This window comes from Streptomyces sp. NPDC104367, assembly GCF_055583825.1.
The window spans coordinates 426,331-453,286 of the sequence record NZ_JBVJND010000001.1 but is presented as its reverse complement, the minus strand read 5'-3'; the positions used below and the strand labels follow the sequence as shown (position 1 = coordinate 453,286).

Below are 26,956 nucleotides of genomic sequence, written 5' to 3'. Positions count from 1 at the left end.
GCGATGACGAAGACGGCCGCACGACGACCCGTCCCGGCGGCGGCCGCCGTACGACAGATCCCGGCGCCGCCCCCGGCAGCGGACCTGGGACGGCGCCGGCTGGTCGACCAGGCCCGCGCCTACGGCTTCCTGCTCGGCGGACTCGTCTGCTTCGCCCTGTTCTCCTGGTACCCGGCGCTCCGCGCCGTCGTGATCGCCTTCCAGAAGTACACGCCCGGCTCGTCGCCCGAGTGGGCCGGCACCGCCAACTTCACCCGGGTCCTGCACGATCCGGAGTTCACCGCCGCCTGGCGCAACACCCTCGCCTTCACCCTGCTGGCGCTGCTCATCGGCTTCGCGATCCCCTTCGTCCTCGCCCTGGTCCTCAACGAACTCCGGCACGCCAGGGCGTTCTTCCGGGTCGTTGTCTACCTGCCGGTGATGATCCCGCCGGTGGTCAGCGCCCTGCTGTGGAAGTGGTTCTACGACCCCGGAACCGGCCTCGCCAACGAGACGCTGCGCTTCCTGCACCTGCCCACCTCGAACTGGTCCAACGGCGCCGACACCGCGCTCGTCTCCCTGGTGATCGTGGCCACCTGGGCCAACATGGGCGGCACCGTCCTCATCTACCTGGCCGCCCTCCAGTCCATCCCCGGCGAGCTCTACGAGGCGGCCGAACTCGACGGCGCCGGCCTCCTCCAGCGCGTCCGGCACGTGACGATCCCCCAGACCAGGTTCGCCGTACTGATGCTGATGCTCCTTCAGATCATCGCGACCATGCAGGTGTTCACCGAACCGTTCGTCATCACGGGGGGCGGCCCGGAGAACGCCACGGTCACCGTGCTCTACCTGATCTACAAGTACGCCTTCCTCTACAACGACTTCGGCGGCGCCTGCGCGCTGAGCGTGATGCTCCTGGTGCTGCTCGGTGCCTTCTCCGCCCTGTACCTGCGCCTGACCCGATCCGGGGAGGACGGATGACCGGCGCCACCCGCACCCTCGTCTCCCCGGCGGCGCTGGCCCGCCCGCGCGGCAGGGCGCTCTACTGGACCGTCTTCACCGGTGTCGTCGTGCTCTTCGCCCTCGCCTTCCTGTTCCCCGTGTACTGGATGGTCACCGGTGCGATGAAGTCCCCGGACGAGGTGGCCCGGACCCCGCCCACCGTCGTCCCCGAGCACTGGCACCTGTCCGGGTACACCGATGCCTGGGACCTGATGCAGCTCCCGCAGCACCTGTGGAACACCGTGGTGCAGGCGGCCGGCGCCTGGGCCTTCCAGCTGGTGTTCTGCACGGCCGCCGCCTACGCCCTGTCGAAGCTGAAGCCGGCCTTCGGCAAGGTGGTCCTCGGCGGCATCCTGGCCACCCTGATGGTTCCGGCCCAGGCCCTGGTCGTACCCAAGTACCTGACCGTCGCCGATCTGCCCCTCGTCCACACCAGCCTGCTGAACGACCCGCTCGGCATCTGGCTGCCGGCCGTCGCCAACGCCTTCAACCTGTACCTCCTGAAGAGGTTCTTCGACCAGCTGCCGCGCGACGTCCTGGAGGCCGCCGAGATCGACGGCGCGGGGAAGCTGCGCATCCTGTGGTCGGTGGTGCTGCCGATGTCCCGCCCGGTCCTCGGCGTGGTCTCGATCTTCGCGCTGGTCGCCGTCTGGCAGGACTTCCTGTGGCCGCTGATGGTCTTCTCCGACACCGACAAGCAGCCCATCGGCGTGGCCCTGGTCCAGCTGTCGCAGAACATCCAGCTGACCGTGCTCATCGCCGCGATGGTGATCGCCAGCATCCCGATGGTCGCGCTGTTCCTGGTCTTCCAGCGGCACATCGTCGCCGGCATCAGCGCGGGCGGCACCAAGGGCTGACGCCCTTCCTCCGACAGAAAGGCCTGCACCGTGGGACAGCCCAGCCATGCCCGCAAGGACCACGAGGACCACGAGGACCACGAATGGTGGCGCTCGGCCGTCATCTACCAGGTGTACGTCCGCAGTTTCGCCGACGGCGACGGCGACGGCACGGGGGATCTCGCGGGCGTCCGCGCCAGGCTGCCGTACCTCGCCGAACTGGGCGTGGACGCGCTGTGGTTCAACCCCTGGTACCTGTCACCCATGAAGGACGGCGGCTACGACGTCGCCGACTACCGTGCCGTCGACCCGGCCTTCGGCACCCTCGCCGAGGCCGAGAAGCTCGTCGCCGAGGCGGCGGAGCTGGGCATCCGCACGATCGTCGACATCGTCCCCAACCACGTCTCCGACCAACACCCCTGGTTCCGAGCGGCGTTGGCGGCCGGACCGGGCAGCCCCGAGCGCGGGCTGTTCCACTTCCGTCCGGGCCGCGGCCCGGACGGCGGACTCCCGCCCAACGACTGGCCGTCGCAGTTCGTCGGCTCCACCGAACCGGTCTGGACCCGGCTGCCCGACGGCGACTGGTACCTCCACCTCTTCACCCCCGAGCAGCCCGACCTCAACTGGGCCCACCCGGCCGTGCGCCAGGAGCACGAGGACATCCTGCGGTTCTGGTTCGAGCGGGGTGTCGCCGGCGTCCGCATCGACTCCGCCGCCCTGCTCGCCAAGGACCCGGACCTGCCCGACCTGGCCGCCCACCCGGAACCGCACCCCTTCGTCGACCGCGACGACCTGCACGACGTCTACCGCTCCTGGCGGGCGGTGGCCGACGCGTACGGCGGTGTCTTCGTCGGCGAGGTCTGGCTCCCCGACGCCGAACGCTTCGCCCGCTACCTGCGCCCCGACGAACTCCACACCGCCTTCAACTTCGCCTTCCTGTCCTGCCCCTGGGACGCGGCCCGGCTGCGTACATCCATCGACACCACGCTCGCCGAGCACGCCCCGGTCGGCGCCCCCGCCACCTGGGTGCTGTGCAACCACGACGTGACCCGCACGGTCACCCGGTACGGCCGCGCGGACACCGCCTTCGACTTCGCGGCGAAGGCCTTCGGCACCCCGGCCGACCCCGCGCTGGGGACCCGCCGGGCCCGTGCTGCCGCCCTGCTGTCCCTGGCGCTGCCCGGCGCGGTCTACCTCTACCAGGGGGAGGAGCTGGGGCTGCCGGAGGCCGAGATCCCGGCCGACCGGATCCAGGACCCGATGTACTTCCGCTCCGGCGGCACCGACCCCGGCCGGGACGGCTGCCGGGTGCCGCTGCCCTGGGCGGCCGGGGCGCCTTACGCGGGCTTCGGCTCGCGCGAGGAGCCGTGGCTGCCGCAGCCGGCCGGATGGGCGTCGTACGCCGTCGACCGGCAGGAGGACGACCCCGGCTCCATGCTCAGCCTCTACCGGCGCGCCATCGCGCTGCGCCCGCTCTTCGGCGACGGCCCGCTCACCTGGCTGCCCGCCCCCGAGGGCGTCCTCGCCTTCGTCCGGGCCGGGGGCCCGGCCTGCGTGGTGAACCTCGCGGCGGCCCCCGCCGCTCTCCCCGCGGGCACCCGCCCCCTGCTCACCAGCGGCCCGCTGGACGACGAGGGCCGCCTTCCGCGGGACACGGCGGCCTGGCTGACGGGCTGAGCCGCCGGTACCGCTCGCGCCATCCCCGTTCACCCCCACCCGAAGGGACCGGCCCATGCAGCGCACCAACGCCAGATCTGTCAGGAGCATGCCAATAGTGGGGTCCGCCGGCTGGTGCTGAAGCTGCCGCCGTCCACCGCGTGGGCGGCGCGCACCCAGACCGTCACCGTGCTGGGCAGCACCGACGGCTCCGGCTACGCGACCGTGGCGGGCGCCACCGGCTACCGCTTCGACCCCGCCACCGGGAACACCGTCACCGTCGCCCTGCCCGGCTCCGCGGACCTGCGCTATCTGCGGCTCACCGTCAGCGCCAACGACGGCTGGCCCGCGGGCCAGTTCAGTGAGGTGGAGGCGTATCGGACTTCGTGAGCGCGTCCTGCCGCGTCCCCCCGCGCTTGGCCGCCTGGATCTGCTCGTAGACATGCGTGCGCAGTTCGGCGAAGCGCGGGGCGACGCGGGTGTGCAACTGGTCCCGCCCGTCCGGCAGATCGACCTTCAGCTGCTCCTGGACGACGGTCGGCGACGCGGACAGCACGATCACCCGCTGGCCCAGGTAGACCGCCTCGTCGATGTCGTGGGTGACGAACAGGATGGTGATCCCGCGCTCCCGCCACAGCCCCCGGACCAGGTCCTCCAGGTCGGCCCTGGTCTGGGCGTCGACGGCGGCGAACGGCTCGTCCATCAGCAGGACCCGGGGCTCGTAGGCCAGGGCACGGGCGATCGCCACCCGCTGCTGCATACCGCCGGACAGCTGCCACGGGTAGGCGCCCGCGGCGTCCTCCAGGCCCACCGAACGCAAGGCGTCGGCGACCAGTTCCCGGCGCCGCTCCCGCTTCAGGCGCTTCTGCTTCAGCGGGAGTTCGACGTTCTCGGCGACCCGCATCCAGGGGAACAGGCTGCGGCCGTACTCCTGGAAGACGAACGCCATCCCGGGCGGCGGCCCGTGCACCGCGCGGCCCTCCAGGAGGACCTCGCCGCCGGTCGGGGCGAGCAGGCCGCCCATGCACTTCAGCAGTGTGGTCTTGCCGCAGCCCGACGGGCCGACGAGACAGACGAGTTCACCCGCCTCCACGGTGAAGGTGAGGTCCCGCACCGCCTCGATGCGGCGCCCGGACCCCTCGTAGACCTTCTTCAGGCCGCGTACGTCGAGCATGACCCGCCCCTCCACGATGCTCACTCAGGGCCGCCGGGTCGTCGCCCGCAGCCCGTGGTACCAGCCGAGCACCCGTCGCTCGACCACCTGGAAGACCACCGACAGCACGAAACCGAGCAGGCCCAGCAGCAGGATGCCGGTCCACATGTCGGGGATCGCGAACCCGCGCTGGAACTGCACGATGGTGAAACCGAGTCCGTTGCTGGCCGCGAACATCTCGCTGATGACCATCAGGATGATCCCGATGGACAGCGCCTGCCGCAGGCCCGCGAAGATCTGCGGACTCGCCGAACGCAGCACCAGCGTACGCAGCCGGGCCGTCCCCGTGATGCCGTAGGAGCGGGCCGTCTCCGCCATCACCGGGTCGACCGCCCGGACGCCCTCGACCGTGTTGAGCAGGATCGGCCAGACGCAGCCGCTGGCGATCACCACGATCTTCATGGTGTCGCCGATCCCCGCGAACAGCATGATGACCGGGACCAGGACCGGCGGCGGCACCGCCCGCAGGAACTCCAGGACCGGCTCGCACACCGCCCGCACCCGGCGGTACGAGCCGATGACCGTGCCCAGGGCCACGCCGGCGACGGCCGCCGCCGCGTAGCCGGCGAGCAGCCGCAGCACACTGCGCAGCAGGTCGTCGTGGAGCCGCCGGCCGGTCCAGACGTCCGGGAAGGTCTTCAGGATGGTGCGCAGCGGCGGCCAGTAGACGTCCGTGCTTCCGTCGGAGGCCGCCCACCAGAGCGCGACCAGCACGGCGGGCAGGGCCAGGGCATGGACCAGCCGGAGCAGGACACTTCTCACACCGCCACCTCCCCGCGCACCGACTGGTGCCAGGCCAGCGCCCGGCGCTCCACCGACCGGGCGCCCACGTTGATGAGGAGGCCCAGCAGACCGGTCACCACGATCAGGGCGTACATGTCCGGGACCGCCTGCGAGGCCTGGGCGACCGCGATCTGCTGCCCCAGCCCCGGTGCGCCGATCACCAGTTCGGCGGTGATGGTGAGGATCAGCGCCACCGCGGCGGCCAGCCGGACGCCGGTCATGACGTAGGGCAGCGCGGTCGGCCACAGCACATGACGGACCCGGGCCCAGGTGCCGAGACCGTACGACCGCGCCGTCTCCTCGGCGACCGGGTCGACGTCCTGGACGCCGTACATCACCTGGACCAGCACCTGCCAGAAGGAGGCGTACACGACGAGGAGGAGGACGGAGCGCAGTTCGGTGCCGTAGAGCAGGACGGCGAGCGGGATCAGGGCGACCGAGGGGATCGGGCGGAGGAACTCGACGGTGGAGGCGGTCGCCCGGCGCAGATGGGGGACGACCGAGAGGACGACGCCGGCCACGATGCCGGCGCCGACCGCGACGGCCAGGCCCACGGCCCAGCCGACGAGGGTGTCGCCGAGCGCCGACCAGAAGGCCTCGTCGGCGAGTTCGGTGGCGAGGGAGCGGGCGATGCGGCTGGTCGGCGGGAAGTAGTCCGCCTCGACCAGGCCGAGCCGCGGCACCGCCTCGCCGAGGGCGAGGAAAGCCGCGAGCCCGGCCGCACCGAGTGCGGTGTTCAGACCCTTCATGCCAGGTCCTTCATGTCGGGTCCTTCATGTCAGTTCCTCCGGGCGGTCCTTCGGGGCGGGTCCTTCGGGCCGGGTCCGTCACGGCAGCAGCTTGTCGAGGTCGGGAGCCGTCTTGAAGAGGCCGTCCTGCTCGCTCAGCTTCTCCAGCGCCTCGATCGAGGAACGGTTCGCCTCCGCGGGCCACTTGGGCAGCGTCACCTTCGCCAGCACGTCCGCCGGGGTCTTGGTGTACGTGGTGACGATCTGCCGGACCTCGTCCGGGTGCGCGTCGGCGTAGGTCAGCGACTCGGCGACGGCCGCCTGGAACTTCTTCACGACGGCCGGGTTCCGCTTCGCGTACGAGGCCGACGTGAAGTACATGGCGACGGTGAGGTTCTCCGCCACGTCCACCAGCGGCGAGGCGATCTCCGTGGCGCCCTGGCCCTTCATGGTCGCGAGGGCCGGCTCGACGGCCATCGCCGCGTCGATCTGGTCCTTGTCGAGCGCGGCCGGCATCTGGTCGAAGGCGAGCTCGACGAACTGCACCTTGTCCGGATCGCCGCCCGCCTTGCGCACCGTCTCGCGTACGGCGGTCTCGTTGATGTTCTTCAGCGTGTTGACGGCGACCTTCTTGCCCTCCAGCTGCCTGGCCGACGTGATGCTGCTGCCCTTCTTCACGACGAGCCCGCCGAAGTCCTTGCCCTGGACGCCGGTCGAGGCCACGCCGTTGGCGATCGCCTGCACCGGCACGTTGTTGGACTCGGCGATCATCAGCGAGGTCATGTTCGAGAAGCCGAACTGGAACTGACCGCTCGTCACACCCGGCACGATGGCCGCGCCGCCCTGCGCGAGCGACATCGACAGCTTCAGACCGCGCTTGCCGAAGAAGCCCTCCTTCTGGCCGAGATAGAGCGGGGCGACATCGACGATGGGGATGATGCCCACCTTGACGGTGGTGGTGCCGCCCGACGACGGCGAGGCGGACGACGAGCCCCCGGAGGAGCCGCAGGCCGCCGTGGTGAGCAGGAAAGTACCGACCGTCAGGCCGGCGAGCAGACGACGCATGGCTCCTCCTGTGCAGACAACGGTGTTCCGACAGGCTGTGCGCTGTGCGCACAATGGTGCTCGGATGGTGCTCAGCGGGAAAGTAGAACCGGCCCGACGACCCGGTCAATGGTTTTAGCTGACAAAATTGTTGACAGTTATCGAACCGCGCTCTCACCGTGTTCTCCGTGTCGAACCGGGGAGACGCCGATGTCGAGCGATGACGCCCGTGCACCGCACTTCGTGAGGTCCTTCGAGCGCGGCCTGGCCGTCATCCGCGCCTTCGACGGCGAGCATCCGGCGCGCACCCTCAGCGAGGTGGCCCGCGCCTGCGGCCTGACCCGGGCTGCCGCCCGCCGCCTGCTGCTCACCCTCGCCGACCTGGGCTACGTCACCTCGGACGGCCGCCGCTTCCGCCTCACCCCGCGCATCCTGGAGCTGGGCCACGCCTATCTCTCCGGCCTCGACCTGCCGCGCCTCGCCGGGCCCCACCTGGAGCAACTCGTCGCGCTGGTGGGGGAGTCGGCGGCGCTGTGCGTCCTGGACGGTGCCGCGGTGGTCTGCGTCGCCCGGGTGCCGGCCCGGCGGGTGATGGCGGCGACGATCGAGGTGGGCGCCCGCTTCCCGGCCCGGGACACGGCGGCGGGACGGCTCCTGCTCGCCCACGGCCCGCAACCCCGCTCGTCCGAGGACGAGTTGATATGCCGTCAGGGCAGTGCGCTCCGGGAGGGCGACCCGGAGGACGGTGTCACGACGCTGGCCGCCCCGGTACGGGACCGGAGCGGCCTGGTGACGGCCGCGGTGACCGTGATGGCGCACTGCGCCCGGATGTCCGCCGAGCCGGCCCGCCGCGACCCGCTGCCGCACCTGCTGGCGGCCGTGGCGCGGATCGAGGCGGACCTGCGGATCACAGATCCAGCACCAGACGCCCCCCACGGCACCGCGAGACGCAGATGAGCATGGTCTCCCCGGCCGCCCGCTCCTCCTCGGTGAGCACCGAGTCCCGGTGGTCCGGGTCGCCTTCCAGGACGTCCGTCTCGCATGTCCCGCAGGTGCCCTCGGCGCAGGAGTAGAGCACCTCGACCCCGGCGGCCCGCACGCTGTCGAGCACGGACACCCCCCGTGCGACGGTCAGCGTACGACCGCTGCGCGCCAGGACCACCTCGAACTCCCGCTCCTCGTAAGGCTGTTGCTCCCCGTCCGGCTGGTGCTCCTTCGGCCGGAACCGCTCGACCCGCAGCACCTCCGCCCGGCAGCGCTCCTCGACCGCGTCCAGCAGCGGCCCCGGACCGCAGCAGTACACGAGCGTGCCCTCCGGGACCCGGTCCAGCACCGGGCCGAGGTCCAGCAGCCCGGCCTCGTCCTGCGGGACGACGGTGACCCGCTCGCCGCCGTAGCGCGCCAGCTCCCCGGTGAACGCCATCGACCGCCGCGTCCGGCCGCCGTACAGCAGCGTCCACTCGGCGCCGGCGGCCTCCGCGGCGGCGAGCATCGGCAGGATCGGGGTGATGCCGATGCCGCCCGCGACGAACCGGTAGCGGGGCGCCGCCTCCAGCCGGAAGCGGTTGCGCGGTCCGCGCACCCGCACCTTGTCGCCGACGCCGAGCTGTCCGTGGACGTGGGCGGAGCCGCCCCGTCCGTCAGGCTCGCGCAGCACCGCGACCCGCCAGACGGTACGGTCCCCGGGATCCCCGCACAGCGAGTACTGCCGCTCCAGCTCCGCGCCGAGCACGAGGTCGACATGCGCCCCGGGCTCCCACCGCGGCAACTCCTCGCCGAGCGGGTGCCGAAGGGCGAGGGCGACGACCCCCTCGGCCGCCGGCACCCGTTCGGTCACGACCAGTTCGGCCTCGTACGTGCTCATGCGCCGCTCCCCGGCGGCCGGTGTCCCACGGGGTGGCCGAGCATCCACTCCCACATCTCGACCGGGTCCTCGGCGGTGTGCTCGGCGCCGCAGTGACAGGTGCCGTGCAGCACGTCGGTGCCCGGCAGCCAGTCGACGCGGTAGACCTCGCCGGTCCCAGCGCTCACAGCGCCCGCTCCACGGGCTTGTCGCCCTCCTCGACCAGCCGGGCGAGGATACGGCGGGCGGCGAGGCCGCCGGTGTCGATGTTGATGCTGAGCTCCTGGTAGCCGGACCGTTCCGAACCCAGCGTCCGCTGAAGGAGGTTGAGGGCGTCGACGTCCTGCATGACCACCGTGTGGTTGTTGCTCCGCAGGAACTCGGTGACCTCCTCGTCCTCGGTCGCCCAGTCCCGGGAGACCATCCAGAAGTCGTACACCCTGCCGTCCGAGGACGGGGTGATCGCGTAGGTGATCTCGGTGTGGAAGCCGTCCGGGTCACTGCCGTCGGCCCGGGGCACCACCCCGGCCGGCGCGATCCGGCTGTGCAGCAGGTACAGGCACGGCGCGTGGTACTCGATGTCCTGCCAGCGGGTGATCCGGCCCTCGATCCCGGTCGAACGGGCGTAGAACGGCGGGCACTCGGCGTCGTCCATGTGCCGGCTCACCCGTACGATCCCCGCGCCCTCGTCGACCTCGGTGGTGATGGGCGTCTCCGCGACCTCCGGGGTGCCTATGTAGCCGCCGTGCAGGTACGTCTCGTGGGAGAGGTCGAGCAGGTTGTCGACGAGGAGGCCGTAGTCGGCGTCGATGGGCTCCATGCCGCGGACCGTCGTCCAGCCGGGCGCGTCGAGGTGGGCCGCGCGCGGTACGGCCCGCGCGTCGGCGAGCGCCGGGTCGCCGACCCACACCCACACGAGCGAGTCCTGCTCGACGACCGGGTAGGACGCGACCCGGGCGGTGCGCGGGACGCGTTTCTGCCCCGGCACGTACACGCAGGTGCCGGTCCGGTCGTAGGTGAACCCGTGGTACCCGCAGACGATCCGGTCACCGTCGAGCCCGCTCTCCGAGAGCGGGTAGCGCCGGTGCACACAGCGGTCGCTCAGCGCGACGGGCGTCCCGTCCTCCTCGGCCCGGTAGAACACGAGCGGCTCCCCGAGAACCGTCCGCCCGAGCAACTCCCGCCCGACCTCGTGACTGTAGGCGGCGACATACCACTGATTCCTGGCGAAGGCGGCGATGTGCGGCATCTTTGCGGCTCCCGTCGTTGGCTCGTGGCGCCATGCTCGGGAAGCCCACCACGCAGCCGCAAGCCGTCTTCCGCCCCACGGAAGAGGCTACGGAAAGCACCTGGTCGGCCCAGGAAGGCCCGCACCACGATCGCCACCCGCCACGGCTGGGGTCACGAAGAGAGCGGGACCGAAGCAGTCCTGCCGAAGAACGTCGGGCGCTGAAGTCTTCGGGTGCACGCCGGAGCGTGCCGGCTGCGGCCGCCCCGCGCCCTGCCACCTGGTGACCCCACGGAGTACTCTCGGCCGATCGTCGCTTCTCCTGCAGGGGGAACGGGTGGGCGCAAAAGTGGTGGTCATCCATGGCGTTGGCCAGGAGTACGCAGGGAGCAACAGCCTCCACGCCGGAGTCGCCGCGGCCGTGAGAGACGGGCTGCGCCATGCCGGAGGTCCGGACGTCGAGCCGTCGGAGGTGGCGGTCGCCTTCTACGGGAACGTGTTCCGCTCCACCCCCGGTGAGGGAACCAAGGGCGGCCAGGACGCCTACACCTTCCGTGACGTCTCCAGCGGGCCGGAGGCCGAATTGCTCACGGCCCTGTGGGGTGGCACACGAGCGGACGGTGCCTGGTCGCTCACGGCCGGACCGGTCAACAGCAAGGCGGCCACGCCCAGGATCGTGCAGCAGGCGCTGAACGCGCTGAGCCGCTCGCCGTTCCTTGCCAGAGCCGGCCAACGCTTCCTCATCGGTGTGCTCAAGCAGGTGACGCGCTACCTGACCGAGGAAGAGACGCGCCGTCGGGTACAGGACGAGATCGCCGCGGTCATCGGACCGCAGACCAGGGTGGTGGTGGGGCACTCCCTGGGTTCGGTGGTGGCCTACGAGGCGTTGTGCGTCCCTCGCCCCGACTGGTCTGTGCGCAGCCTGGTCACCATCGGGTCTCCTCTCGGCATTCCACAGGTCGTTTTCGATCGTCTGAACCCCATGCCGGTGAACCGCCGAGGACAGTGGCCGGCCGGGGTGTCCCGCTGGACGAATCTCTGCGACGAGCGCGATGTGGTGGCCCTCGTGAAACGTCTCGAACCCCTGTTCGGCGACGGTTCGTCCCGGATCCGCGACGTTCTGATCCACAACGGCTGGCAGGCCCATGCGATCCAGCATCACCTGACGGCCAAGGAAACCGGAGAGGCGATCGCCGACGGACTGCGCGGCTGAGGAGGGGCGGGGCATGACCCACGTGATACCTGATTTCGCCGAGGGCGCGGCCGGATTCGTCGTCGCCGCCGGCAACGTCGACTACGAGCGCGCAGCGCAGCTGCCCGCCGTCGAGCAGGATGTGGCCACCGTCCTGGACCTCTTTGGCAAGCTCGGGTACAGCTTCGGTGCACGGCTGCTCGGACGCACCGCCGATGGGCTGCGCGCCGGGTTGGCCGACTGGGCGGACCGCGACGAGACGAACGCCGATGTCCCGCTCGTGCTCTACTACAGCGGCCACGGCGAGTTCGACGACTCCGAGCGGCACTACCTTCTGTGCAGTCATGGTGACGCCCGACGTCCGACGGCGACCTGTCTCGCGACCGAGGATCTCGTGAGGATCGTCGTTCAAGCGGGCATCAGCCGGGTGCTGTTGATCGTGGACACCTGTTACTCGGCCCAGGGGGTCGTCAACACGATCCGCCAGGTCGCGGCCAGCCTGGCCGGGGCACTGACAGCGACTCCAGGAGCCGACCAGCATCGGATCGTCGCGTTCTCGGTCGTCGCGGCCGCCCGGTCGCTGGAGACCGCGCGGGACGGTGCCTTTGCCCACGCGTTGCGCGCGGCTTTCGACGACCCCGCCCTGGGCGGGATCCGGCAGCGCCGGCTCTATCTGGAGCAACTCGTGGACCGCGTGAACGAGACCCTGGGAAGGATCGCGCCGGAGCAACACGCGACGTGGGGCACGCTGCTGGGCGGCCCGGGATTCACCTTGCTGCCCAACCCGCGATTCCGACCCGACGCCCCGCCTGAAGGCACCGACATGGCCGAGACGTCGGCCCGACTGGAGACGGCCGACCCCTCCACGCAGGAACCCGGCCTCGTCGGACGGGCGGCTGCCCTGCGACACCTGCGTCAATGGCTGACCGATGCACCGGCCGGACCCGCCCGCGCGCTGGTGCTCACGGGGCCGCCCGGAGCGGGCAAGTCGGCACTGCTCTCGCACCTGGACCCGACCGCCGGCGGCGCCACCGAACCCGTCATCCACGTCAGGCTGCACGCCCGCCACGTGCTGCTGCCGTCGCTGGTCGGAGAGATCGCGCGAGCCGCCGGATTCCCGTCCGGCACCGGTGTGGAAGCCCTGCTGGCCGGGCTTCGTCACCGACAGGCTCCCTTGTCCGTCCTCGTGGACGGACTCGACGAAGCCGGTACGACGAGGGACGAGGACGAGGAGCCGTACCGTATCGTGAGCGGCTTGCTGCGCCCGCTGGCGGCACTGCCGTGCGTACGGCTGCTCGTAGCCACCGCCCAGAGGTTCGTTGCAGCGCTCGGGCCCGGCTTCGCGCTGATGGACCTCGCCGCACCCGAGTGGAGCACCTCAGCGGATCTCATCCCCCTGGCCCGACGCCTGCTCCGGTCTCCGGACGGTCCGGACGGCACGAGCCCCTACACGGCGTCGTCGGACGAGACCGTCGACTCGCTCGCGGCGGAGATCGCCGAGTGTGCCGACGGCAACTTCCTCGTAGCCAGGTTGATCGCCCGCGCCCTCGCCCATGCCCCTGCCACGGGTTCCCACGGCATGCCCAACGGCGGGCATCCCGTGGGAATCCCCGCCACCTTGCGATGGGTGCTGTGGGAATGCCTGGGCCGAGTGCCGTACGCACTGCCCCTCTTGACCGCATTGGCCTTCTCCGAGGGGGAAGGACTGCCCCGCTACTCCCTCTGGTCCCGCGCCGCCACGGAGATCCTGGACCACAGGGTGACCGACGACGACATCGACCGTTTGCTGCACGCTGCCTCGCCCTATGTCGTGGAGGCTCTCGACCCGCACGGCCGTTCCGTGTACCGCCTCTCCCACGAGTCGCTCGCGGAGCAGATGAGGGCCATGGCCCCTCCCTGCGTACGGGCGGCCATGACCCGCTCCCTGTTGCTCACGGCGGCCCGGCATCGCAAGGACGGGGAGGACGACACCACCGAGCACGGCGCGGACGAACCGCGCCTCGGACTGATCGACTGGCCTGCCGTCGACCCCTACATTCGGGATCATCTGGCCACTCACGCAGCCGCCTCGGGGGACCTCGACCCGCTACTGCTCGATCCGTTGTTTGTTCTGACAGCCCATCGAGACCGGTTGCTGCACGCCCTTGATGCGGCCCGCACCGGCGAGGCGCAGGCCGCCGCGGAGGCGTATCGCCTCTACGTCGGAGCCTTCGACACTGGGCTGGAAGCACGTACCGAGGCCGGCCGACTGGCCAGGTGCGCCCGTCATACAGGTGCTCATGTCCTGGCGGAGCGAACCGAGCGGCGCTTCCCCGACCACACGGACTGGTTCAGGCCCCCGCCGCTCGATCCGACGGAGAGCCACCTGATCATCAGCTGCGAAGAGCCCGTCACCTACTCCATAGAAGACCAACCAGAAGGTTGGCGGTTGACCGCTACGACCGAGAGTCCCGGAGGCTTTCGCGCGTCCTACAAGATCAGAGGAATACGCAGCATGGGCGGTAGCGACTCGGCGTACCTGCGGTAGCTGTCCCGACGCGGCAGCAAGCCGCCCGGATCGCACCTCTGGCAGCCGCCGCAGCGTCAGTAGCCGTACCAGCAAAGAGCCCACAGGGCCCTGTGGGCGCCGCGCCGCAGGAGCAGGTTGGCCCCCGGTGAGACGGTGGTCAGCGCACCGGCCGCGAGCGGGAGTTCGGGGCCGTTCAGCAGAGCGGCCCAGGCTTCGTCGTTGTCGATGACCGACAGCGCGGGCCAGGGCTAGGGGCGTGTCGCTCCGCAGGCCTTGTCCAGGGTGGCGGTGACGGCCCGGTAGCGGGTCCAGGCGGTGTCGGGGGTGTGGTCGACGACCACGGCGCCGAGTTTGCCGAACTCCGGCAGGGCGCCCAGCATGTGGAAGACGGCGCCGTGCCGGTCCTGCTCGCGGTACAGGTGCCCCTCGGCGGAGACGAGGTCGAGGACCCGCTCGGCCGTCAGGGTCCGGTACCGCTCGTGCTGCAGCCGGTCCGTGGCGACGTAGCACAGCGGCACCCCGTCCGGGGTGAGGAAGCCGCCCGTCGCCGGATCCAGCCGTGTCTCCGCCACGCCCTGGAGGAAGTTCAGCGGTGCCGTTCCCCCGCCCATCCGGAGGTTGATCTCCAGGGCGTGGTGCTCCCAGCCGCCGTCCGGCCGCCGCGCCGAGAGGAAGTCGACGCTCGCGATGCCGACCACGCCCTTGGCGGCCAGCGCGCGTCCCGTCCGCAGCGCGAGGCCGTGCAGGTCGTGGCGGTAGTCCGCGCGGGCGGGAGCGGTGGCACCGGCGTAGGTCTGCCGGGCGGCGCCCACGAAGAACTGGTCCTGGGTGGACAGCACCCGGACCTCGCCCGAGGGGCCGATTCCCACCTGGGCCGACGGCGATTCCACCTCGCTGCCCGTGACGAACTCCTCCACCACGCCGCCCATCTCGGCGAACTTGGCCGCGTAGGCGTCCCAGGTGTCGGGCGGGGTGGCGAACTCGACCCGGTCGGGCAGCACCTGCCGGATCCACGCCTCGACGCCGCCCGGCCCGGGCGCCCCCCGGAAGTCGAAGAACGCGTTGCCGCCGGCTCCGAAGCTCTCGTTGAGCTTGATGAGCGCGCGCCCGGACGCGGGCCGGGACGCGTGCAGTTCGGCCAGCGCCTCGACGAGGTCGTCCTCGTCCCGCAGGTCCTCCGCCCCGGCCGGAGCCGGCACACCCGCCTCCGCGAACAGCCGCCGGGCCCCGCTCTTGGAGCCCAGCGAGGCCAGCTCCGGGTCGCAGGCGAACAACGGCACCCCGAGCCGCACGGCGAACTCCCGCTCGGCGGGCGTCCCGTTGAACGCGAGGACGCAGGCGTCCGCCGGGTCGGTGAGGGTCCGCCTCAGCCGCTCGATCAGGTCGGGGCGGCGCAGCACCTTGCGCGTCAGCGGCTGCGGGCCGGGGTCCGCGCAGTCCAGCAGGGTGAGCCGGCTGCGGGCGCTCCCGGCCGGCAGCGAGCGCACGAGGCCGAGCGCGTAGTCGACCGCCGTGTCCGGCAGGGGCGTGCTGGTGAGGTAGACGAGGTGCCGGTCCGGGTCGCGCAGCAGGTGCAGGAAGGACAGCAGCCGCTCCTCGTAGTGCATGATGCCCGGTACTTTCGCCATCCCGGCCTGGTCCAGGGTGAAACTGGGGAGCACCACGACGTGCCGAGGGCGGCCCGTGCCGTCGAGCGGAGAGACCAGCTTCTTCTGGAGCTCCTCGAAATCGGTGTTCAAGTCCGCGTCGCCTGCCACGAAACCTGCCTTTCCCCGTGGAGTTCGATGTCGGCATTCCCCACCGTAGCCGGAACCGTAACCACGCGGCGCATGCGATGGTGCCTTCGGGGTCTCCGTGGAATTCTGGCCGAAATCCCATCTGTCTGGAGCTCCACCGGTCTGTCAGTCTTTTTCTCGTTCATTACGGCCAGCTGAAAAGAAGCCTGGCCGGTTGAGGTGTGGGTTGCTTCGAGGGAGCTCGCCGCATGGATCGGAACGAGGAACTCCGCCTGCTCGACCGGGCTCTGGAGCAGCTTCGCGACAAGCGTGTGCCGCTCACCGAGAGCGACACCCGGGTCGGCGTGGAGCGTTATCGGTCACCCGAGTGGTACCAGCAGGAGATCGAACGCATCTTCACGAGCCTGCCCTCGATGCTCGTTCATTCCTCGGAAATCCCGGAACCGGGCAGTTTCGTCACGCTGGAGCACTTCGGACGGCCGCTGATCGTCACCCGTGGCCACGACGGTGTCGCCCGGGTCCTCCTCAACGCCTGCCGCCACCGCGGTGCGCGCGTGGAAACGGAAGCCCACGGCCGGCGCCGCCACCTCACCTGCGGTTACCACGCCTGGCGCTACGACCTGGACGGAACCCTGATCGCCGTCCCCAGCGCGCACTGCTTCCCCCACGTCGAGCGCGGCAAGAGGAACCTGGGGGCCTGCCCCTCCGTGGAGGCGTACGGGTTCGTCTGGCTCATGCCCGAGGGCCGGCCGCGGGCGGAGGATCTCGACGCGTTCCTCGGGGAGTTCCGGCCCGACATCCAAGACCTGGACCTCGCGGCCTTCGAGGTGTACGGGGCCGAGAGCCATGAATGGGAAATAAACTGGAAACTTGTCGTCGAGGGCACGCTGGAGGGATACCACTTCCCCTTCCTGCACGCGAAGAGCGCCAATCCGCTCTTCGAGACGAACACCTTCTTCTTCGACTCCTTCGGACCGCACCTGCGCTCCGTTCTCCCGAAACGTTCCATCAACTTCATCGCGCGGACGGAACGCAGCGAGCGGCGGCTGCTGTCGGTGGCCAACGTCATCCACACGATCTTTCCCAACGAGACGGTCCTGCACCAGTCCGACCATTTCCTGTGGATCACCTCGGCCCCGCTCGGCCCGACCCGGACCCTGGTGAAACTCCGTCTTCTGGTGCCTCCCGGTTCGGCGACCGGTGAGGAAGCCGAACGCTGGGAGGAGAACCGGAAGCTCACTTATCAGGTGCAGTACGAGGACCTGGAGATATACCGCGAGATCCAGCGGGGGCTGGCGACCGGAGTCAACGAGGAACACTGCCTGGGCACCCAGGAGTTCGCCCTCCGCGTCTACAACGACACGATCGAGCGGTACCTCAGCGCGACTCCTCGTATCCCCCCTGCGCGATGATGTCGCGCATCACCTCGCTGGCCCCGGCGGCGATGGTGGCCGCGCGCGAGTCCAGCACGGCGCGGTTCACCGCGGTGTCCTCGCCGAAGCCCTCGGCGCCGTGCAGGCGCTGGCACTCCTCGGCGACGGTCCGGGACAGCTCGGTCGCCTTGAGCTTCGCCATCGAGCACGCGGTGATCGACAGCGGGTCCCGGGCGTAGCTCCAGGCCGCGTGATGGACGAGCTGGCGGGTCGCCTCCAGCTCGGTCAGCAGGTCGGCCATCCGGTGCCGTACGGCCTGCTTGGCGCTGAGGGTGGATTCGAAGGCCTCGCGCCGCTTCAGGTGCCTCCAGGTGGACTCCAGGCACTCCTGCGCGGCACCGACGGCCGTGATGCCCGCCGCGAGACGCTCCAGCTGCATGTTCTTCATGATCTGCACGAAGCCGCTGTGGCGCCGGCCGACCAGGTTGGCACGGGGGACCCGGACACCGCGCAGGCCGACGTCCGCCACGGCCGAGGCCCGCCACGCCGCGCAGTCGTTGGCGCGTACGCTCACTCCCGCCCGGTCCCGCTCCACGACCAGCAGGCTCAGGTCCTGGTGGACGGAGCGGCCGGCGGACCCCGACGGCGCGGCCCCGGGCGCGGTCCGCACCGCCGTCACGAAGAAGTCGGCGAACCCTCCGTTGACGACGAAGCGCTTCTCGCCGTCGACGACGAACTCGTCGCCCTCCTCGCGCACCGTCGACGCCAGCCGCGACAGGTCGGAGCCCGCCTGCGGCTCGGTGATCGCCAGCGCGGCCACCAGCTCGCCCGCGACGGCCGGCCGCAGGAACCGCTCCCGCAGCCCGGCCGAGCCGTCGGCGGCGAGATAGCTCGTCGCCATGTAGGAGTGGAGGGCGACGGCGAAACGCACCCCGCCGAAACCGAGCCGGCCCAGCTCCTCCAGGAAGACCACCGAGTGGAAGAAGTCCTTGCCCGAACCGCCCGCCGACACCGGATGGTTCAGGCCGAGCAGCCCTTCCGCGCCCAGGGCGTGCCAGATCCGGCGGGGCATGGTCCGCTGCCGTTCCCACTCCGCCGCGTCGGGGGCGACCCGCAGCCGGAGGAAGGCGCGCACGGAGCGCCGGAACGCCTCGTGCTCGGCGGTGAGGTAGGGGGACGGGACGGTCGCCGCCGCCAGGTCCGTCGTCATCCGACGCCTCCCCGCAGCCGGCCGGCGACGGCGTCGACGACGGCGGACTCCTGCTCCAGCAGGAAGAAGTGGCCGGCCGGGAACGAGAGGATGGCGAACCCCTTCGTGGTGTGGTGCTGCCAGTCGAGCATGTCCTCGTACGGGTCGACGTCGTCCAGGTCGCCGCAGAGCGCGACGATCGGGACCGGGAGCCGGCCGGGGGAGGGCTGCCAGGTCTCGGCCAGCCGCAGGTCGGCGCGGAGCATCGGTTCCAGCAGCGCCATGAGCGCCGGGTCGTCCAGGACCTCCGGCGGCACGCCGTTCATCTCGCGCAGCCGGGCCCGCAGCGTCGGGCCGTCCATGCGGTGCATGTCCGGGTGGCGCGCGGGCCTGCCCGGGCCCCGGCAGGCCGAGACGACGAGCAGGTCGGGAGGGCGATGGCCGTCGTCGGCCAGCCGGTGCGCCAGCTCGTACGCCAGCCGGGCCCCGAGACTGTGCCCGAAGAACGCGTACGGCCCCTGCCCGCTCAGCGGTACGAAGGCGGCGGTCAGCTCGTCCAGCGCACCGGCCCACGAGGTGTGGGCCGGTTCCCGGAAGCGCTGCTCGCGGCCCGGCAGCCGTACCGCGACGACCGGCACGCGCGAGGTGAGCCGGGACTGCCAGCCGCGGAAGACGTGGGTGCCGCCCCCGGCGTACGGGAAGCAGTACAGCCGCGTGTCGACGGCCCCCGGCCCGCCGCCGTCGGCGGTGTCGTCGCCGAAGGGTGCGAAGAGGCGCACGTCCTACGCCAGCGCCTGGTCGATGGCCTTGGCGAGGCTCGCGAGGCGGGGGTCCTCGTACAGGGTCTCGGGCTGGAGGACGTCCTCGGTGAACCGTTCCTCGACGCGTGCCAGGAACCGGATGGCGGTGAGGGAGTTGCCGCCGAGGTCGAAGAAGTCGTCGTCCGCGCCCACCTCGTCGATGCCGAACAGACTGCGCCAGATGTCGGCGAGTGCCTTCTCCGTGCTGGTGAGCGCGGGGGCCTGTGCGGCGCCGGGCTCCGGAGCCGTGGGATCCTGGGAAGTCATCGTCCTCTCCTGGGAGTGTGGTGGTGAGGCGTCAGCGCGGCCGTGGTGCCGCTTCGTGCAGGGCGATCAGGGCGTGACGGTCGGTCTTGCCCGTGGGCGTCAGGGGCAGTTCCCCGCAGACGTGGACGCGGTGCGGCACCATGTAGCCCGGCAGCCGGGCGCGCAGGTGTCCGCGCAGTTCGTGCTCCGTGACGGGCGCGTCCGTGACCACGAAGGCCACCAGCGTCCGGTCGGCGCGGGCGGTCACGGTGACGTAGCTCCGCCGTACCGCCGGATGCCGGTCGAGCTGGTGCATGATCTCGCCCAGTTCGATACGGAACCCGTTGATCTTGACCTGGTCGTCCTCCCGGCCCTGGAAGACCAGGGACCCGTCGGGGAGCAGGTAGCCGTTGTCCCCGGTGCGGTAGAGCCGCTCGGGCACCGAGTCCACCACCACGTCCACGAACTTCTCGGCGGTCGGCCCCGGCAGGCCGAGGTAGCCGGCGGCGAGACCGTCGCCCGCGAGGCAGATCTCGCCGACGGCACCCGGCTCGCACAGGGCGGTGCCGTCGACGACGTACAGCCGGGTGTTCTGGATCGGACGGCCGATCGGGACCACCGCGGAGTCCTCGCCGACGCTGTCCACGGGATGGTAGGTGGCGAACGTGGTGGCTTCGGTGGGCCCGTAGACGTGGACCAGCCGCCCGGGTCCGAAGCGGTCCAGCGCCGCCCTGAGACGGCGTACGGAGTGCAGCTCGCCGCCGGTGAGCACGGTGCCCACCCCGGCCAGCGCGTCGGGCGCCTCGTCCATCACCGTGTTGAACAGGGCCGTGGTGAGGAACAGGACGCCGACCCGGTGCCGGCGCAGTTCCTGGCCGAGCTGCGACAGCCGTACGAAGTCGTGCGGGTAGAGCACACAGGTGCCGCCGTGCAGCAGCGCGCCCCAGATCTCGAAGGTGGCCGCGTCGAACGTGACCGGCGCCAGCTGGAGCAGCCGGCTCGTGCGGTCCAGGGGCGCGTATCGTGCGCCGAACACCAGACGGGCGATGCTGCGGTGCCGGATGGCGACGCCCTTGGGCCGCCCCGTGGAGCCCGAGGTGAAGTTGACGTACGCGAGGGAGTCGGCCGGCACCGCGACCCCGGGACCCGTGCCGAGGCCGGCGGGGTCGTCACGGCTCACCGCCACCACCCGGCAGGCGGGCAGCCGGCGGCTCATCCGGGGCTCCTGGTCGGTCACCAGCCAGGAGCACCCGGCGCCGGCCAGCAGCTGGTGCAGCCGCTCGTCGGGCCAGGCGGCGTCCACGGGCAGGTAGACGCCCCCGCACTTGAGCACGGCCAGCAGGGTGACGATCAGTTCGGGCGAGCGCGCCACGCAGACGGCGACGACGGCCCCGGGCGCCAGGCCCCGCTCCGCCAGCCGCACCGCGAGCCCGTTCGCCCGCCGGTCGAGCTCGCCGTAGCTCAGCGTCAGGTCGCCGTGGACGACCGCGGGCGCCTTTGGCGACCGGGCGGCGCAGGCCTCGAACAGCTCGGGGACGCCGCTCTCGCGCGGGTAGGCGACCCCGGTGCGGTTGAGGGCACGGTGGACGGCCAGGGCGGCGGGCGACCCCGCGATCCGGGGCGGCCGGGCCGTACCGGCGGTGCCCGTGGTCCCGGCCGGCGTGGCGGCGGGCGGGGCGGGGGGCCGTAACGGCTGGGGCATCGGCGCCGGCCCGCTCAGCCGGCGGTCCGGAACGGCGTGCCGTTGACCGTGTGGCCGACGAACCGGTTGTGCCCGTAGCCGTCCTGCCCGGAGACCAGCACGCAGCCGAACTTCTCCAGGCTGGCCTCGCCGCCGAACTCGGAGAGCGCGTCGGAGTACGGGTAGACCCTCACCTGCGTCGGCAGGTACCGCGAGGCGAAGCCCAGGCGCATGTCCTGGGTGAGCCCCGCGTGCGGGTGCGAGGCGTGCATCAGCGTCGACCAGAAGACGATGAACTGGCCCTGGCGCAGCACCATGGACCGTGCCTTCGACTCGTCGGGGCTCCAGTCCGGGTCCTTTTGCAGCTGGCGGTAGTCGTAGCCGAAGAAACCGCGCCGCACGCCGTCCTTCTCCACCTTGCCGATGGAGCCGGCGTCGTACTCCATGACCTTGGACTCGTCGTAGTTCATGGTCCTGTGCGAACCCGGTATGAACTGAAGGCAGCCCATTTCCACACTCGCGTCGGTGAATGCGGACCAGACCGTGATCGTGCCGCCGAATTCGGAGTCCTCCGGCCAGACGATCTGCGGATGCTTCGATCCGGCCACATTGGAGAAGTTGTCGGCCTGGTGCCAGTCGGTTCCCTCGTCACCCGGGTACTTGGGAAAGAACTCGGTGCGCCAGCACAGGACGTCCGGGCCGAGGATCCCGGCCACACGCTGGACGATCTCCTGCCGGGTGATGTGCTCGGCCAGGAAGTCGACGTCCAGGTGGCGGTCGTAGTTGGCGAGATTGGTGACGCCCGAGATCCCTTTCCCCTGGCCGTATATCGCCCGCTTGGTGTTGAGGAGTCTGGGGCGGAGGGCCCGCAGGTGCTGTTCCATCTCGTCGGGCTTGTACAGGTCGAACGGACCGATATAACCGTCGCGGTGGAACTGCTCGATCTCTTCCTGGCTGAGCTGGAAATCCACCATGCGTCACCTCGTGACCTTCGGGCATCGCTGCCGGACAGAGAAGATGGTGTGGCGCGCGGTACTCCGGACCCGGGGAATCACGGTTGGCGCGAGTGTGCCCCCGCTGAACGTACTCCAGCAGACTGTAAACAGCGGAAAGCGCCCCTGAGAAGCGAGCCTCGGCCAATGAACAGCCGATTTCGGCCCAAGTGTCCGAGGAGCGGACCGCGCGAAGGGCGTGTCCGGGGTTTCGTACGGACCACATCTCGGACCACGCCCCGGACCCGCCCGGACCACGCCCCGGACCACCCCTCGGACCACGCCCCGGCGCCCCAGGGCGGTGCCCGGTGGTGATCCCGTCGGTCTCAGGCCGGTGCCTGGCGCGTGCCGGGGGCGAGGCCGAGCCGTTCGTGGAGGCGGGCGCGCAGCGGATCGGTGTCCGGGAGGCCGGCTTCGGCGGTGACGGCCAGCGCCCGCGTCCACGCGGCGCGGGCGGGACCAGGGCGGCCGGTGGCGCCGTGGACGTCGCCGAGGCAGACGAGGGCGGCGGCCTCGCTGTGCCGGTCGCCGGTCTGGTGGAAGAGGTCCAGCGCCTGCCGGTAGCGGTCCACGGCCTCGGCGTGCTCGCCGAGCCGGTGCAGGATGTAGCCGAGGCTGTCCTGGATGTGGGCCTGCCCGTTGAGGTCCCCGGTCTCCCGCGCCAGCTCCAGCGCCTGCCGGCAGTGGACCAGGGCCTCCTGGTGGTCGCCGAGCTGGGCGAGCGTCCAGCCGATGTGGTTCAGCGCGGCGGACTGCCCGGCCCGGTCGCCGGCGGCCCGGTGGTGGGCGAGGCTGTCGTGGGCGTGGCCGAGCGCCTGCTGGTGCAGGCCCTGGGCCTCGGACATCCGGGACAGGTGCTGGTGGATGCGGGCCTGCCCGGCATGGTCGCCGACCTCCCCGAACAGCTCCAGCGCGCGCAGGTAGTGCGCGCGGGCCGCGTCCGGGCGGTCCAGCCGGTCCTCGGCGAGCCCGAGCCCGCGGTGCGCCTCCGCCTGCCCGGCGGCGTCGCCCTGAAGCCGGGCGGCGTCCAGCGCCGTGGTGTGCGCGGCGATCAGCGCCCGCCGGTTGCCGTGCCGGTCGAGATAGGTGGTCAGGGCCGAGGCGAGCCGCCAGGTGTGACCGTGCAGACCGGCCGCGGGCGCCTGCTTGACCGCGGCGAGCAGGACCGGGTGCTCGGCGGTGAACCACGCCTGGGCCTGCCGGTGGTCCGCCAGCTCCTCGGCACCGGAGCCCGGTCGGGCGGGCGGCAGCGGGGCCGGGCTGGGTCGGGGGGTCAGCAGGGCGTCCGCCCGGTGCGCGGTGTGCAGGTAGTGGTCGAACACGCGGTGCGCCGCGCGGTACCGGGTGTCCTCGTCGTCGTGCGTGGCGACCAGCTCGGCCGCGTAGTCGCGCAGCAGGTCGTGGAAGGCGTACCGGCCGGCGGTCTGTTCGGTGAGCAGATGCCCGCGGACCAGTTCGGCCACCAGCGCGCGGGCCCGGGCGGCCGGTACGCCGGCCAGCGCGGCGACGGCCGGGAGCGCGGCGTCCGGGCCGGGATGCAGGCCCAGTAATCGGAAGAGCCGGGCCGCCTCCGGACCGAGCGCCCGGTAGGACCAGGAGAACACCGCCCGTACCTCGCTGCGCTCCTCCCCGCTGTCCAGGGCGTCCAACCGCCGGTCGGCCAGGCGCAGTTCCTCGGCGAGGACGGCCAGCGGCAGTCCGGGCTGGGCGGCGGCCCGGGCGGCGACGATCGCGAGCGCCAGCGGCAGCCCCGCGCACCGGCCGACGATCTCGCGGACGGCGTCGGGGTCGGCCGTCACCCGCTGCGCGCCGAGCCGGCGGATCAGCAGCTCGCGGGCCTCCCCGGCGGCGAGCATGCCGACGGTCAGCAACTGCGCCCCCTCGGTGGCGGCGAGTCCGGCCAGCGATCTGCGGCTGGTGATCAGCGCCAGACAGCCGGGCGCCCCGGGCAGCAGCGGGCGGACCTGCTCGGCGTCGCGGGCGTTGTCCAGCACCACCAGGACCCGGCGCCCCGCGAGGAGGCTGCGGTACAGGCCGACCTGTGCCTCCAGGCCCGCCGGTATCCGGGCCGGCGGCACTCCCAGGGCGTCCAGGAAGCTCCGTACCGCCTCGGCCGGGCTCATCACCGAGCCGCTGGGCCCGAACCCGCGCAGGTTCACGTACAACTGGCCGTGGGGAAAGGCATGCTGGGCTCGCCGGGCCCAGTGCACGGCGAGCGCGGTCTTGCCCACCCCGGCGGTGCCGGACACCGCGGTGATCACCACCGCCGACGGCTGCTGCGCCGCCGAGGCGAGGATGTCCTCCAGCCGGGCCAGTTCCGCGCCGCGCCCGATGAACCCGGCCACTCCCATGGGCAGTTGCACGGGGGCCGCGCCCGGCCAGGAGGTCGCCGCGGCCGTCGGCCGGACCGGGGGAGCGGCGGCCCGGACCGGTGCGGCGGGGGCCGGCCGTGCGACGGGCCCGGCCGGGCCGCCCCGCAGGATCGCCTCGTGCACCCCGCGCAGCTCCGCGCCGGGGTCGGTGCCCAGTTCCTCGGCGAGCCGCTTGCGGACGGCGGCGTAGCAGTCCAGCGCCTCCGCGCTGCGGCCGGCGGCGTGCAGCGCCCGCATCAGCGCCTCGGTCAGCGGCTCCACGAGCGGGTGGGCGTCGAGGAGTTCGGTCAGCGGGCCGATCACGGCGACCGGATCGCTGACGCGTGACTCCACGTGGGCCCAGGCGACCGCGGCGTCCACGTGGTGCCGCCGCCAGGCCTCGCGGACCTGCGTCGCCCACTGCCCGCCGAGCCCGGCCAGCGGCTCCCCGTGCCACAGCCCGAGCGCCTCGCGCAGCAGCGCCGCCCGTGCCTCGTCCGTACGTCCCGTCTCCCTCGCCCGGGCGGCCAGTTGCCGGAACCGGTGGATGTCCACATGGTCCGCGCTGGCCTCCAGCAGGTATCCGCCGGAGCGGCGCACCAGCCGCAACCGGGGCAGTCCCGGGTCCGGGTCCTCGGTCTGTTCGCACAGCCGGCGCAGCCGGGCGACATGGGCGTGCAACGCGCGTCGCGCACCGTCGGGCGGATCGGCGCCCCACACGCGCCGGATCAGTACGTCGGCCGGGACGGGCCGGCCGGAGTCCACCGCCAGCGCGGCCAGCACGGTCCGCCGCTGCGGTGGCCCGACCTCGGCGGTCCGGCCCTGCACCGAGAGCTCCACGGGGCCGAGAAGGCGTAATTCCACCACGACGTCCACACTCCCCGCACAGCTGTTCTTCACTCGACGCACACATTCTCGCGCCGGGCGACAACCCGGCGACAACGTTCTCAGCCACAGTCGAACCCCCCTCCGAGGGCGCGGACTTCAGTCTGCTGGGGCGTGGAGCCACCGCGCACGGCGGCGCACCGCGGACGGGGGACGACGGCAAACCGAGCCGGTCGGCGGGTGTGCGGGGAGAGGGCCCCGGTCACCGCCCCGGTGGTGAGGGCGGGAGCCGGAAGCGCGTGCGGGCGTGCCGCGTGGGCCGGTGCGGGTCCCGGTGGAAGGTGCCGGGCGTCCCGGGGTGTACGAGCAGCGGTGCGCTGGGCGCGAGGGGCCCGGGTGTCCTGCCCGCCGCCCGCGCGAGTGGCGACCCGTACGGCGTCGTCCACGCGGACGGGATCACCGCCGTGCGGATCGGCCGGCGGGCCGTGGGCGCCGTGGACCCGCGCGGTGGCACCCGGGTGTCGCTCGGGTGTCGCTCGGCGGGTTCCGGGCGGCGGCCGGTCTCGGCACGGCGGCCGGTCTCGGCACGGCGGCCGGTCTCGGCACGGCGGCCGGGCCGGCCGACGGCAGCGACGGTCCGGTGGCCGCCGACGCGGTCCGCCCGCCGGGCCCGCGTCCCCGCCCCGGCCGGGGCCGGTCCCCGGTCACTGACCGGCGGCGGCCTCCTGGGCGATCCGTTCGAACTGGGCGCCCATCGCTTCGGACAGCGCCTGGGCGGCCGACAGCGGACGCACCATCACCGTGAACTCGTCGATCCTCCCCTCCTCGTCGAGGTGCAGGAAGTCGCAGCCCTGGAGCCGCTTGCCGGCGACGGTCGCGGTGAAGACGAGGGCGTGGTCGCGGCCGTCGGGGTTCGCGATCTCCCGTACGTAGGTGAAGTCCTCGAAGACCCGGGACACCGCGCGCAGGATCGCGGCGGTGATCGCCTTGCCCGGGTACGGCTTGAAGGCGACCGGGCTGGTGAAGACGACGTCGTCGGCCAGCAGGGCGGTCGCGGCGTCCATGTCGCCGTTCTCCACGGCCTTGCGGAAGGGGTGCATCGGTCCACCTCACCTAGTCAAAAAGTTGAGTAGCCAGATGCTAGCGTGCTCCCATGGCTCTGCGGAATGCGGTGATGGCCGCCCTGCTGGAGGGCGAGGCCTCCGGGTACGACCTCGCCAAGGGATTCGACGCGACGGTGGCCAACTTCTGGACGGCCACGCCCCAGCAGCTCTACCGCGAGCTGGAGCGGATGGCGGCCGAGGGGCTGGTCACCGCGCGCGTGGTCGAGCAGGAACGCCGGCCCAACAAGCGCCTCTTCGCGCTGACCGGGGCCGGCCGTGCCGCCGTCCGCGCCTACACCGCCGAACCCCCGTCCCGGCCCTCCGTGGTCCGTGACGAGCTGCTGGTCAAGGTGCAGTGCGCGGACGCCGGTGACATCGAGGCGGTGCGCACGGCCGTCGCCGAGCGGATGGAGTGGGCCACCGCCAAGCTCGCCCGCTACGAGCGGATGCGCCGGCGGCTGCTCGCCGGGCGCTCGGAGGAGGCGTACTTCGCGGAGGCGGAGCGTGTCGGCCCCTACCTCACCCTGCTGCGCGGGATGTCCTTCGAGCGGGAGAACCTGCGCTGGGGCGAGCTGGCGCTGCGCAGACTGGAGCAGCGGGCGGCGACTCACGGCCGACCGGCTGAACATGGTCAACAAAGTGAGTAG

Annotated in this window: 23 protein-coding genes and 1 pseudogene; 9 read left to right on the top strand and 15 right to left on the bottom strand. The window is 71.9% G+C overall.

Going from position 1 to position 26,956, the window contains the following annotated elements:
* Positions 1 to 3 precede the first annotated feature (3 nt).
* The 4 genes and pseudogenes from ACZ619_RS02025 to ACZ619_RS02010 all read left to right on the top strand — a co-directional run.
* The gene (locus ACZ619_RS02025; RefSeq protein WP_469593002.1) at positions 4 to 960 is read left to right on the top strand and encodes a carbohydrate ABC transporter permease; all 957 of its coding nucleotides are present in this window, start codon (positions 4 to 6) and stop codon (positions 958 to 960) included.
* Entirely contained in the window at positions 957 to 1,838 is an 882-nt protein-coding gene (locus tag ACZ619_RS02020) for a carbohydrate ABC transporter permease (RefSeq protein ID WP_469593000.1), read from the top strand. Before ACZ619_RS02025 ends, ACZ619_RS02020 begins: the two co-directional genes overlap by 4 nt.
* Before the next feature lie 30 nt (positions 1,839 to 1,868).
* A complete protein-coding gene (locus ACZ619_RS02015; RefSeq protein ID WP_469592998.1) occupies positions 1,869 to 3,494 on the top strand; it encodes a glycoside hydrolase family 13 protein in 1,626 nt (541 codons plus the stop codon).
* A gap of 102 nt (positions 3,495 to 3,596) precedes the next feature.
* Positions 3,597 to 3,863: pseudogene (locus ACZ619_RS02010) on the top strand (discoidin domain-containing protein); the annotation flags it as partial.
* On the opposite strand, the gene ACZ619_RS02005 reads toward ACZ619_RS02010, so the two are convergent.
* From ACZ619_RS02005 to ACZ619_RS01990, 4 genes are all read right to left on the bottom strand, one after another.
* Entirely contained in the window at positions 3,832 to 4,647 is an 816-nt protein-coding gene (locus ACZ619_RS02005) for an ABC transporter ATP-binding protein (RefSeq protein ID WP_469592996.1), read from the bottom strand. The pseudogene ACZ619_RS02010 and the gene ACZ619_RS02005 overlap by 32 nt on opposite strands.
* Positions 4,648 to 4,671: 24 nt before the next feature.
* The gene (locus tag ACZ619_RS02000; protein ID WP_469592994.1) at positions 4,672 to 5,448 is read right to left on the bottom strand and encodes an ABC transporter permease; all 777 of its coding nucleotides are present in this window, start codon (positions 5,446 to 5,448) and stop codon (positions 4,672 to 4,674) included.
* On the bottom strand, positions 5,445 to 6,218 hold the full coding sequence (locus tag ACZ619_RS01995; protein WP_469592992.1) for an ABC transporter permease: 774 nt from the start codon (positions 6,216 to 6,218) through the stop codon (positions 5,445 to 5,447). Before ACZ619_RS01995 ends, ACZ619_RS02000 begins: the two co-directional genes overlap by 4 nt.
* Before the next feature lie 78 nt (positions 6,219 to 6,296).
* Positions 6,297 to 7,262, bottom strand: coding sequence for an ABC transporter substrate-binding protein (locus ACZ619_RS01990; RefSeq protein ID WP_469592990.1), 966 nt, complete (start codon positions 7,260 to 7,262; stop codon positions 6,297 to 6,299).
* Between the two features lie 189 nt (positions 7,263 to 7,451).
* On the opposite strand from ACZ619_RS01990, the gene ACZ619_RS01985 reads away from it, so the two are divergent.
* Positions 7,452 to 8,198 (top strand): IclR family transcriptional regulator domain-containing protein, encoded by a 747-nt coding sequence (locus ACZ619_RS01985; protein WP_469592988.1) that lies wholly within the window; start codon positions 7,452 to 7,454, stop codon positions 8,196 to 8,198.
* On the opposite strand, the gene ACZ619_RS01980 is transcribed toward ACZ619_RS01985, so the two are convergent.
* From ACZ619_RS01980 to ACZ619_RS01970, 3 genes are read right to left on the bottom strand one after another with little or no spacing between them, the layout of a single operon-like run.
* The gene (locus ACZ619_RS01980; RefSeq protein WP_469592986.1) at positions 8,149 to 9,105 is read right to left on the bottom strand and encodes a PDR/VanB family oxidoreductase; all 957 of its coding nucleotides are present in this window, start codon (positions 9,103 to 9,105) and stop codon (positions 8,149 to 8,151) included. The two genes, ACZ619_RS01985 and ACZ619_RS01980, sit on opposite strands and share 50 nt — an antisense overlap.
* A complete protein-coding gene (locus ACZ619_RS01975; protein ID WP_469592984.1) occupies positions 9,102 to 9,272 on the bottom strand; it encodes a hypothetical protein in 171 nt (56 codons plus the stop codon). Before ACZ619_RS01975 ends, ACZ619_RS01980 begins: the two co-directional genes overlap by 4 nt.
* Positions 9,269 to 10,333, bottom strand: coding sequence for a Rieske 2Fe-2S domain-containing protein (locus ACZ619_RS01970; RefSeq protein WP_469592982.1), 1,065 nt, complete (start codon positions 10,331 to 10,333; stop codon positions 9,269 to 9,271). Before ACZ619_RS01970 ends, ACZ619_RS01975 begins: the two co-directional genes overlap by 4 nt.
* 316 nt (positions 10,334 to 10,649) lie before the next feature.
* Between ACZ619_RS01970 and ACZ619_RS01965 the strand changes: the two genes are divergently transcribed.
* Both ACZ619_RS01965 and ACZ619_RS01960 read left to right on the top strand, forming a co-directional pair.
* Entirely contained in the window at positions 10,650 to 11,525 is an 876-nt protein-coding gene (locus ACZ619_RS01965) for a PGAP1-like alpha/beta domain-containing protein (RefSeq protein ID WP_469592980.1), read from the top strand.
* 13 nt (positions 11,526 to 11,538) lie between these two features.
* Entirely contained in the window at positions 11,539 to 14,031 is a 2,493-nt protein-coding gene (locus tag ACZ619_RS01960) for a caspase family protein (protein WP_469592978.1), read from the top strand.
* 230 nt (positions 14,032 to 14,261) lie between these two features.
* On the opposite strand, the gene ACZ619_RS01955 is transcribed toward ACZ619_RS01960, so the two are convergent.
* Positions 14,262 to 15,752, bottom strand: a complete 1,491-nt coding sequence (locus tag ACZ619_RS01955; RefSeq protein ID WP_469592976.1) for a peptide ligase PGM1-related protein — start codon at positions 15,750 to 15,752, stop codon at positions 14,262 to 14,264.
* Positions 15,753 to 15,997: 245 nt separating this feature from the next.
* Here ACZ619_RS01955 and ACZ619_RS01950 point away from each other — a divergent pair, with 245 nt between their 5' ends.
* Positions 15,998 to 17,161, top strand: coding sequence for an aromatic ring-hydroxylating oxygenase subunit alpha (locus ACZ619_RS01950; RefSeq protein WP_469592974.1), 1,164 nt, complete (start codon positions 15,998 to 16,000; stop codon positions 17,159 to 17,161).
* Here the strand turns inward: ACZ619_RS01950 and ACZ619_RS01945 are convergent.
* The 7 genes from ACZ619_RS01945 to ACZ619_RS01915 all read right to left on the bottom strand — a co-directional run bounded on the left by ACZ619_RS01945 (position 17,127) and on the right by ACZ619_RS01915 (position 26,306).
* Positions 17,127 to 18,332: an acyl-CoA dehydrogenase family protein gene (locus ACZ619_RS01945; RefSeq protein ID WP_469592973.1), complete on the bottom strand. Its 1,206-nt coding sequence runs from the start codon at positions 18,330 to 18,332 to the stop codon at positions 17,127 to 17,129. The two genes, ACZ619_RS01950 and ACZ619_RS01945, sit on opposite strands and share 35 nt — an antisense overlap.
* Complete coding sequence (locus ACZ619_RS01940) at positions 18,329 to 19,090, bottom strand: thioesterase II family protein (protein ID WP_469592971.1); 762 nt, start codon at positions 19,088 to 19,090, stop codon at positions 18,329 to 18,331. Before ACZ619_RS01940 ends, ACZ619_RS01945 begins: the two co-directional genes overlap by 4 nt.
* Positions 19,091 to 19,093: 3 nt before the next feature.
* Positions 19,094 to 19,378, bottom strand: coding sequence for a phosphopantetheine-binding protein (locus ACZ619_RS01935; RefSeq protein WP_469592969.1), 285 nt, complete (start codon positions 19,376 to 19,378; stop codon positions 19,094 to 19,096).
* 31 nt (positions 19,379 to 19,409) lie between these two features.
* A complete protein-coding gene (locus ACZ619_RS01930) occupies positions 19,410 to 21,059 on the bottom strand; it encodes an amino acid adenylation domain-containing protein (protein WP_469592967.1) in 1,650 nt (549 codons plus the stop codon).
* Positions 21,060 to 21,073: 14 nt separating this feature from the next.
* Positions 21,074 to 22,012 carry a chlorinating enzyme gene (locus ACZ619_RS01925; protein ID WP_469592965.1) on the bottom strand — a complete coding sequence of 313 codons (939 nt, stop codon included), beginning with the start codon at positions 22,010 to 22,012 and terminating at the stop codon, positions 21,074 to 21,076.
* 344 nt (positions 22,013 to 22,356) lie between these two features.
* On the bottom strand, positions 22,357 to 25,248 hold the full coding sequence (locus ACZ619_RS01920; protein ID WP_469592963.1) for an AfsR/SARP family transcriptional regulator: 2,892 nt from the start codon (positions 25,246 to 25,248) through the stop codon (positions 22,357 to 22,359).
* Between the two features lie 662 nt (positions 25,249 to 25,910).
* Positions 25,911 to 26,306, bottom strand: a complete 396-nt coding sequence (locus ACZ619_RS01915) for a nuclear transport factor 2 family protein (RefSeq protein WP_469592961.1) — start codon at positions 26,304 to 26,306, stop codon at positions 25,911 to 25,913.
* 53 nt (positions 26,307 to 26,359) lie between these two features.
* Here ACZ619_RS01915 and ACZ619_RS01910 point away from each other — a divergent pair, with 53 nt between their 5' ends.
* Positions 26,360 to 26,956: a PadR family transcriptional regulator gene (locus tag ACZ619_RS01910; protein ID WP_469592959.1), complete on the top strand. Its 597-nt coding sequence runs from the start codon at positions 26,360 to 26,362 to the stop codon at positions 26,954 to 26,956.

Coding starts and splice junctions, on each gene's coding strand:
- ACZ619_RS02025 (WP_469593002.1), top strand. CDS start 4: ATGACGAAGACGGCCGCACGACGACCCGTCCCGGCGGCGGCCGCCGTA.
- ACZ619_RS02020 (WP_469593000.1), top strand. CDS start 957: ATGACCGGCGCCACCCGCACCCTCGTCTCCCCGGCGGCGCTGGCCCGC.
- ACZ619_RS02005 (WP_469592996.1), bottom strand. CDS start 4,647: ATGCTCGACGTACGCGGCCTGAAGAAGGTCTACGAGGGGTCCGGGCGC.
- ACZ619_RS01995 (WP_469592992.1), bottom strand. CDS start 6,218: ATGAAGGGTCTGAACACCGCACTCGGTGCGGCCGGGCTCGCGGCTTTC.
- ACZ619_RS01990 (WP_469592990.1), bottom strand. CDS start 7,262: ATGCGTCGTCTGCTCGCCGGCCTGACGGTCGGTACTTTCCTGCTCACC.
- ACZ619_RS01985 (WP_469592988.1), top strand. CDS start 7,452: ATGTCGAGCGATGACGCCCGTGCACCGCACTTCGTGAGGTCCTTCGAG.
- ACZ619_RS01980 (WP_469592986.1), bottom strand. CDS start 9,105: ATGAGCACGTACGAGGCCGAACTGGTCGTGACCGAACGGGTGCCGGCG.
- ACZ619_RS01970 (WP_469592982.1), bottom strand. CDS start 10,333: ATGCCGCACATCGCCGCCTTCGCCAGGAATCAGTGGTATGTCGCCGCC.
- ACZ619_RS01960 (WP_469592978.1), top strand. CDS start 11,539: ATGACCCACGTGATACCTGATTTCGCCGAGGGCGCGGCCGGATTCGTC.
- ACZ619_RS01950 (WP_469592974.1), top strand. CDS start 15,998: ATGGATCGGAACGAGGAACTCCGCCTGCTCGACCGGGCTCTGGAGCAG.
- ACZ619_RS01945 (WP_469592973.1), bottom strand. CDS start 18,332: ATGACGACGGACCTGGCGGCGGCGACCGTCCCGTCCCCCTACCTCACC.
- ACZ619_RS01935 (WP_469592969.1), bottom strand. CDS start 19,378: ATGACTTCCCAGGATCCCACGGCTCCGGAGCCCGGCGCCGCACAGGCC.
- ACZ619_RS01930 (WP_469592967.1), bottom strand. CDS start 21,059: ATGCCCCAGCCGTTACGGCCCCCCGCCCCGCCCGCCGCCACGCCGGCC.
- ACZ619_RS01925 (WP_469592965.1), bottom strand. CDS start 22,012: ATGGTGGATTTCCAGCTCAGCCAGGAAGAGATCGAGCAGTTCCACCGC.
- ACZ619_RS01915 (WP_469592961.1), bottom strand. CDS start 26,306: ATGCACCCCTTCCGCAAGGCCGTGGAGAACGGCGACATGGACGCCGCG.
- ACZ619_RS01910 (WP_469592959.1), top strand. CDS start 26,360: ATGGCTCTGCGGAATGCGGTGATGGCCGCCCTGCTGGAGGGCGAGGCC.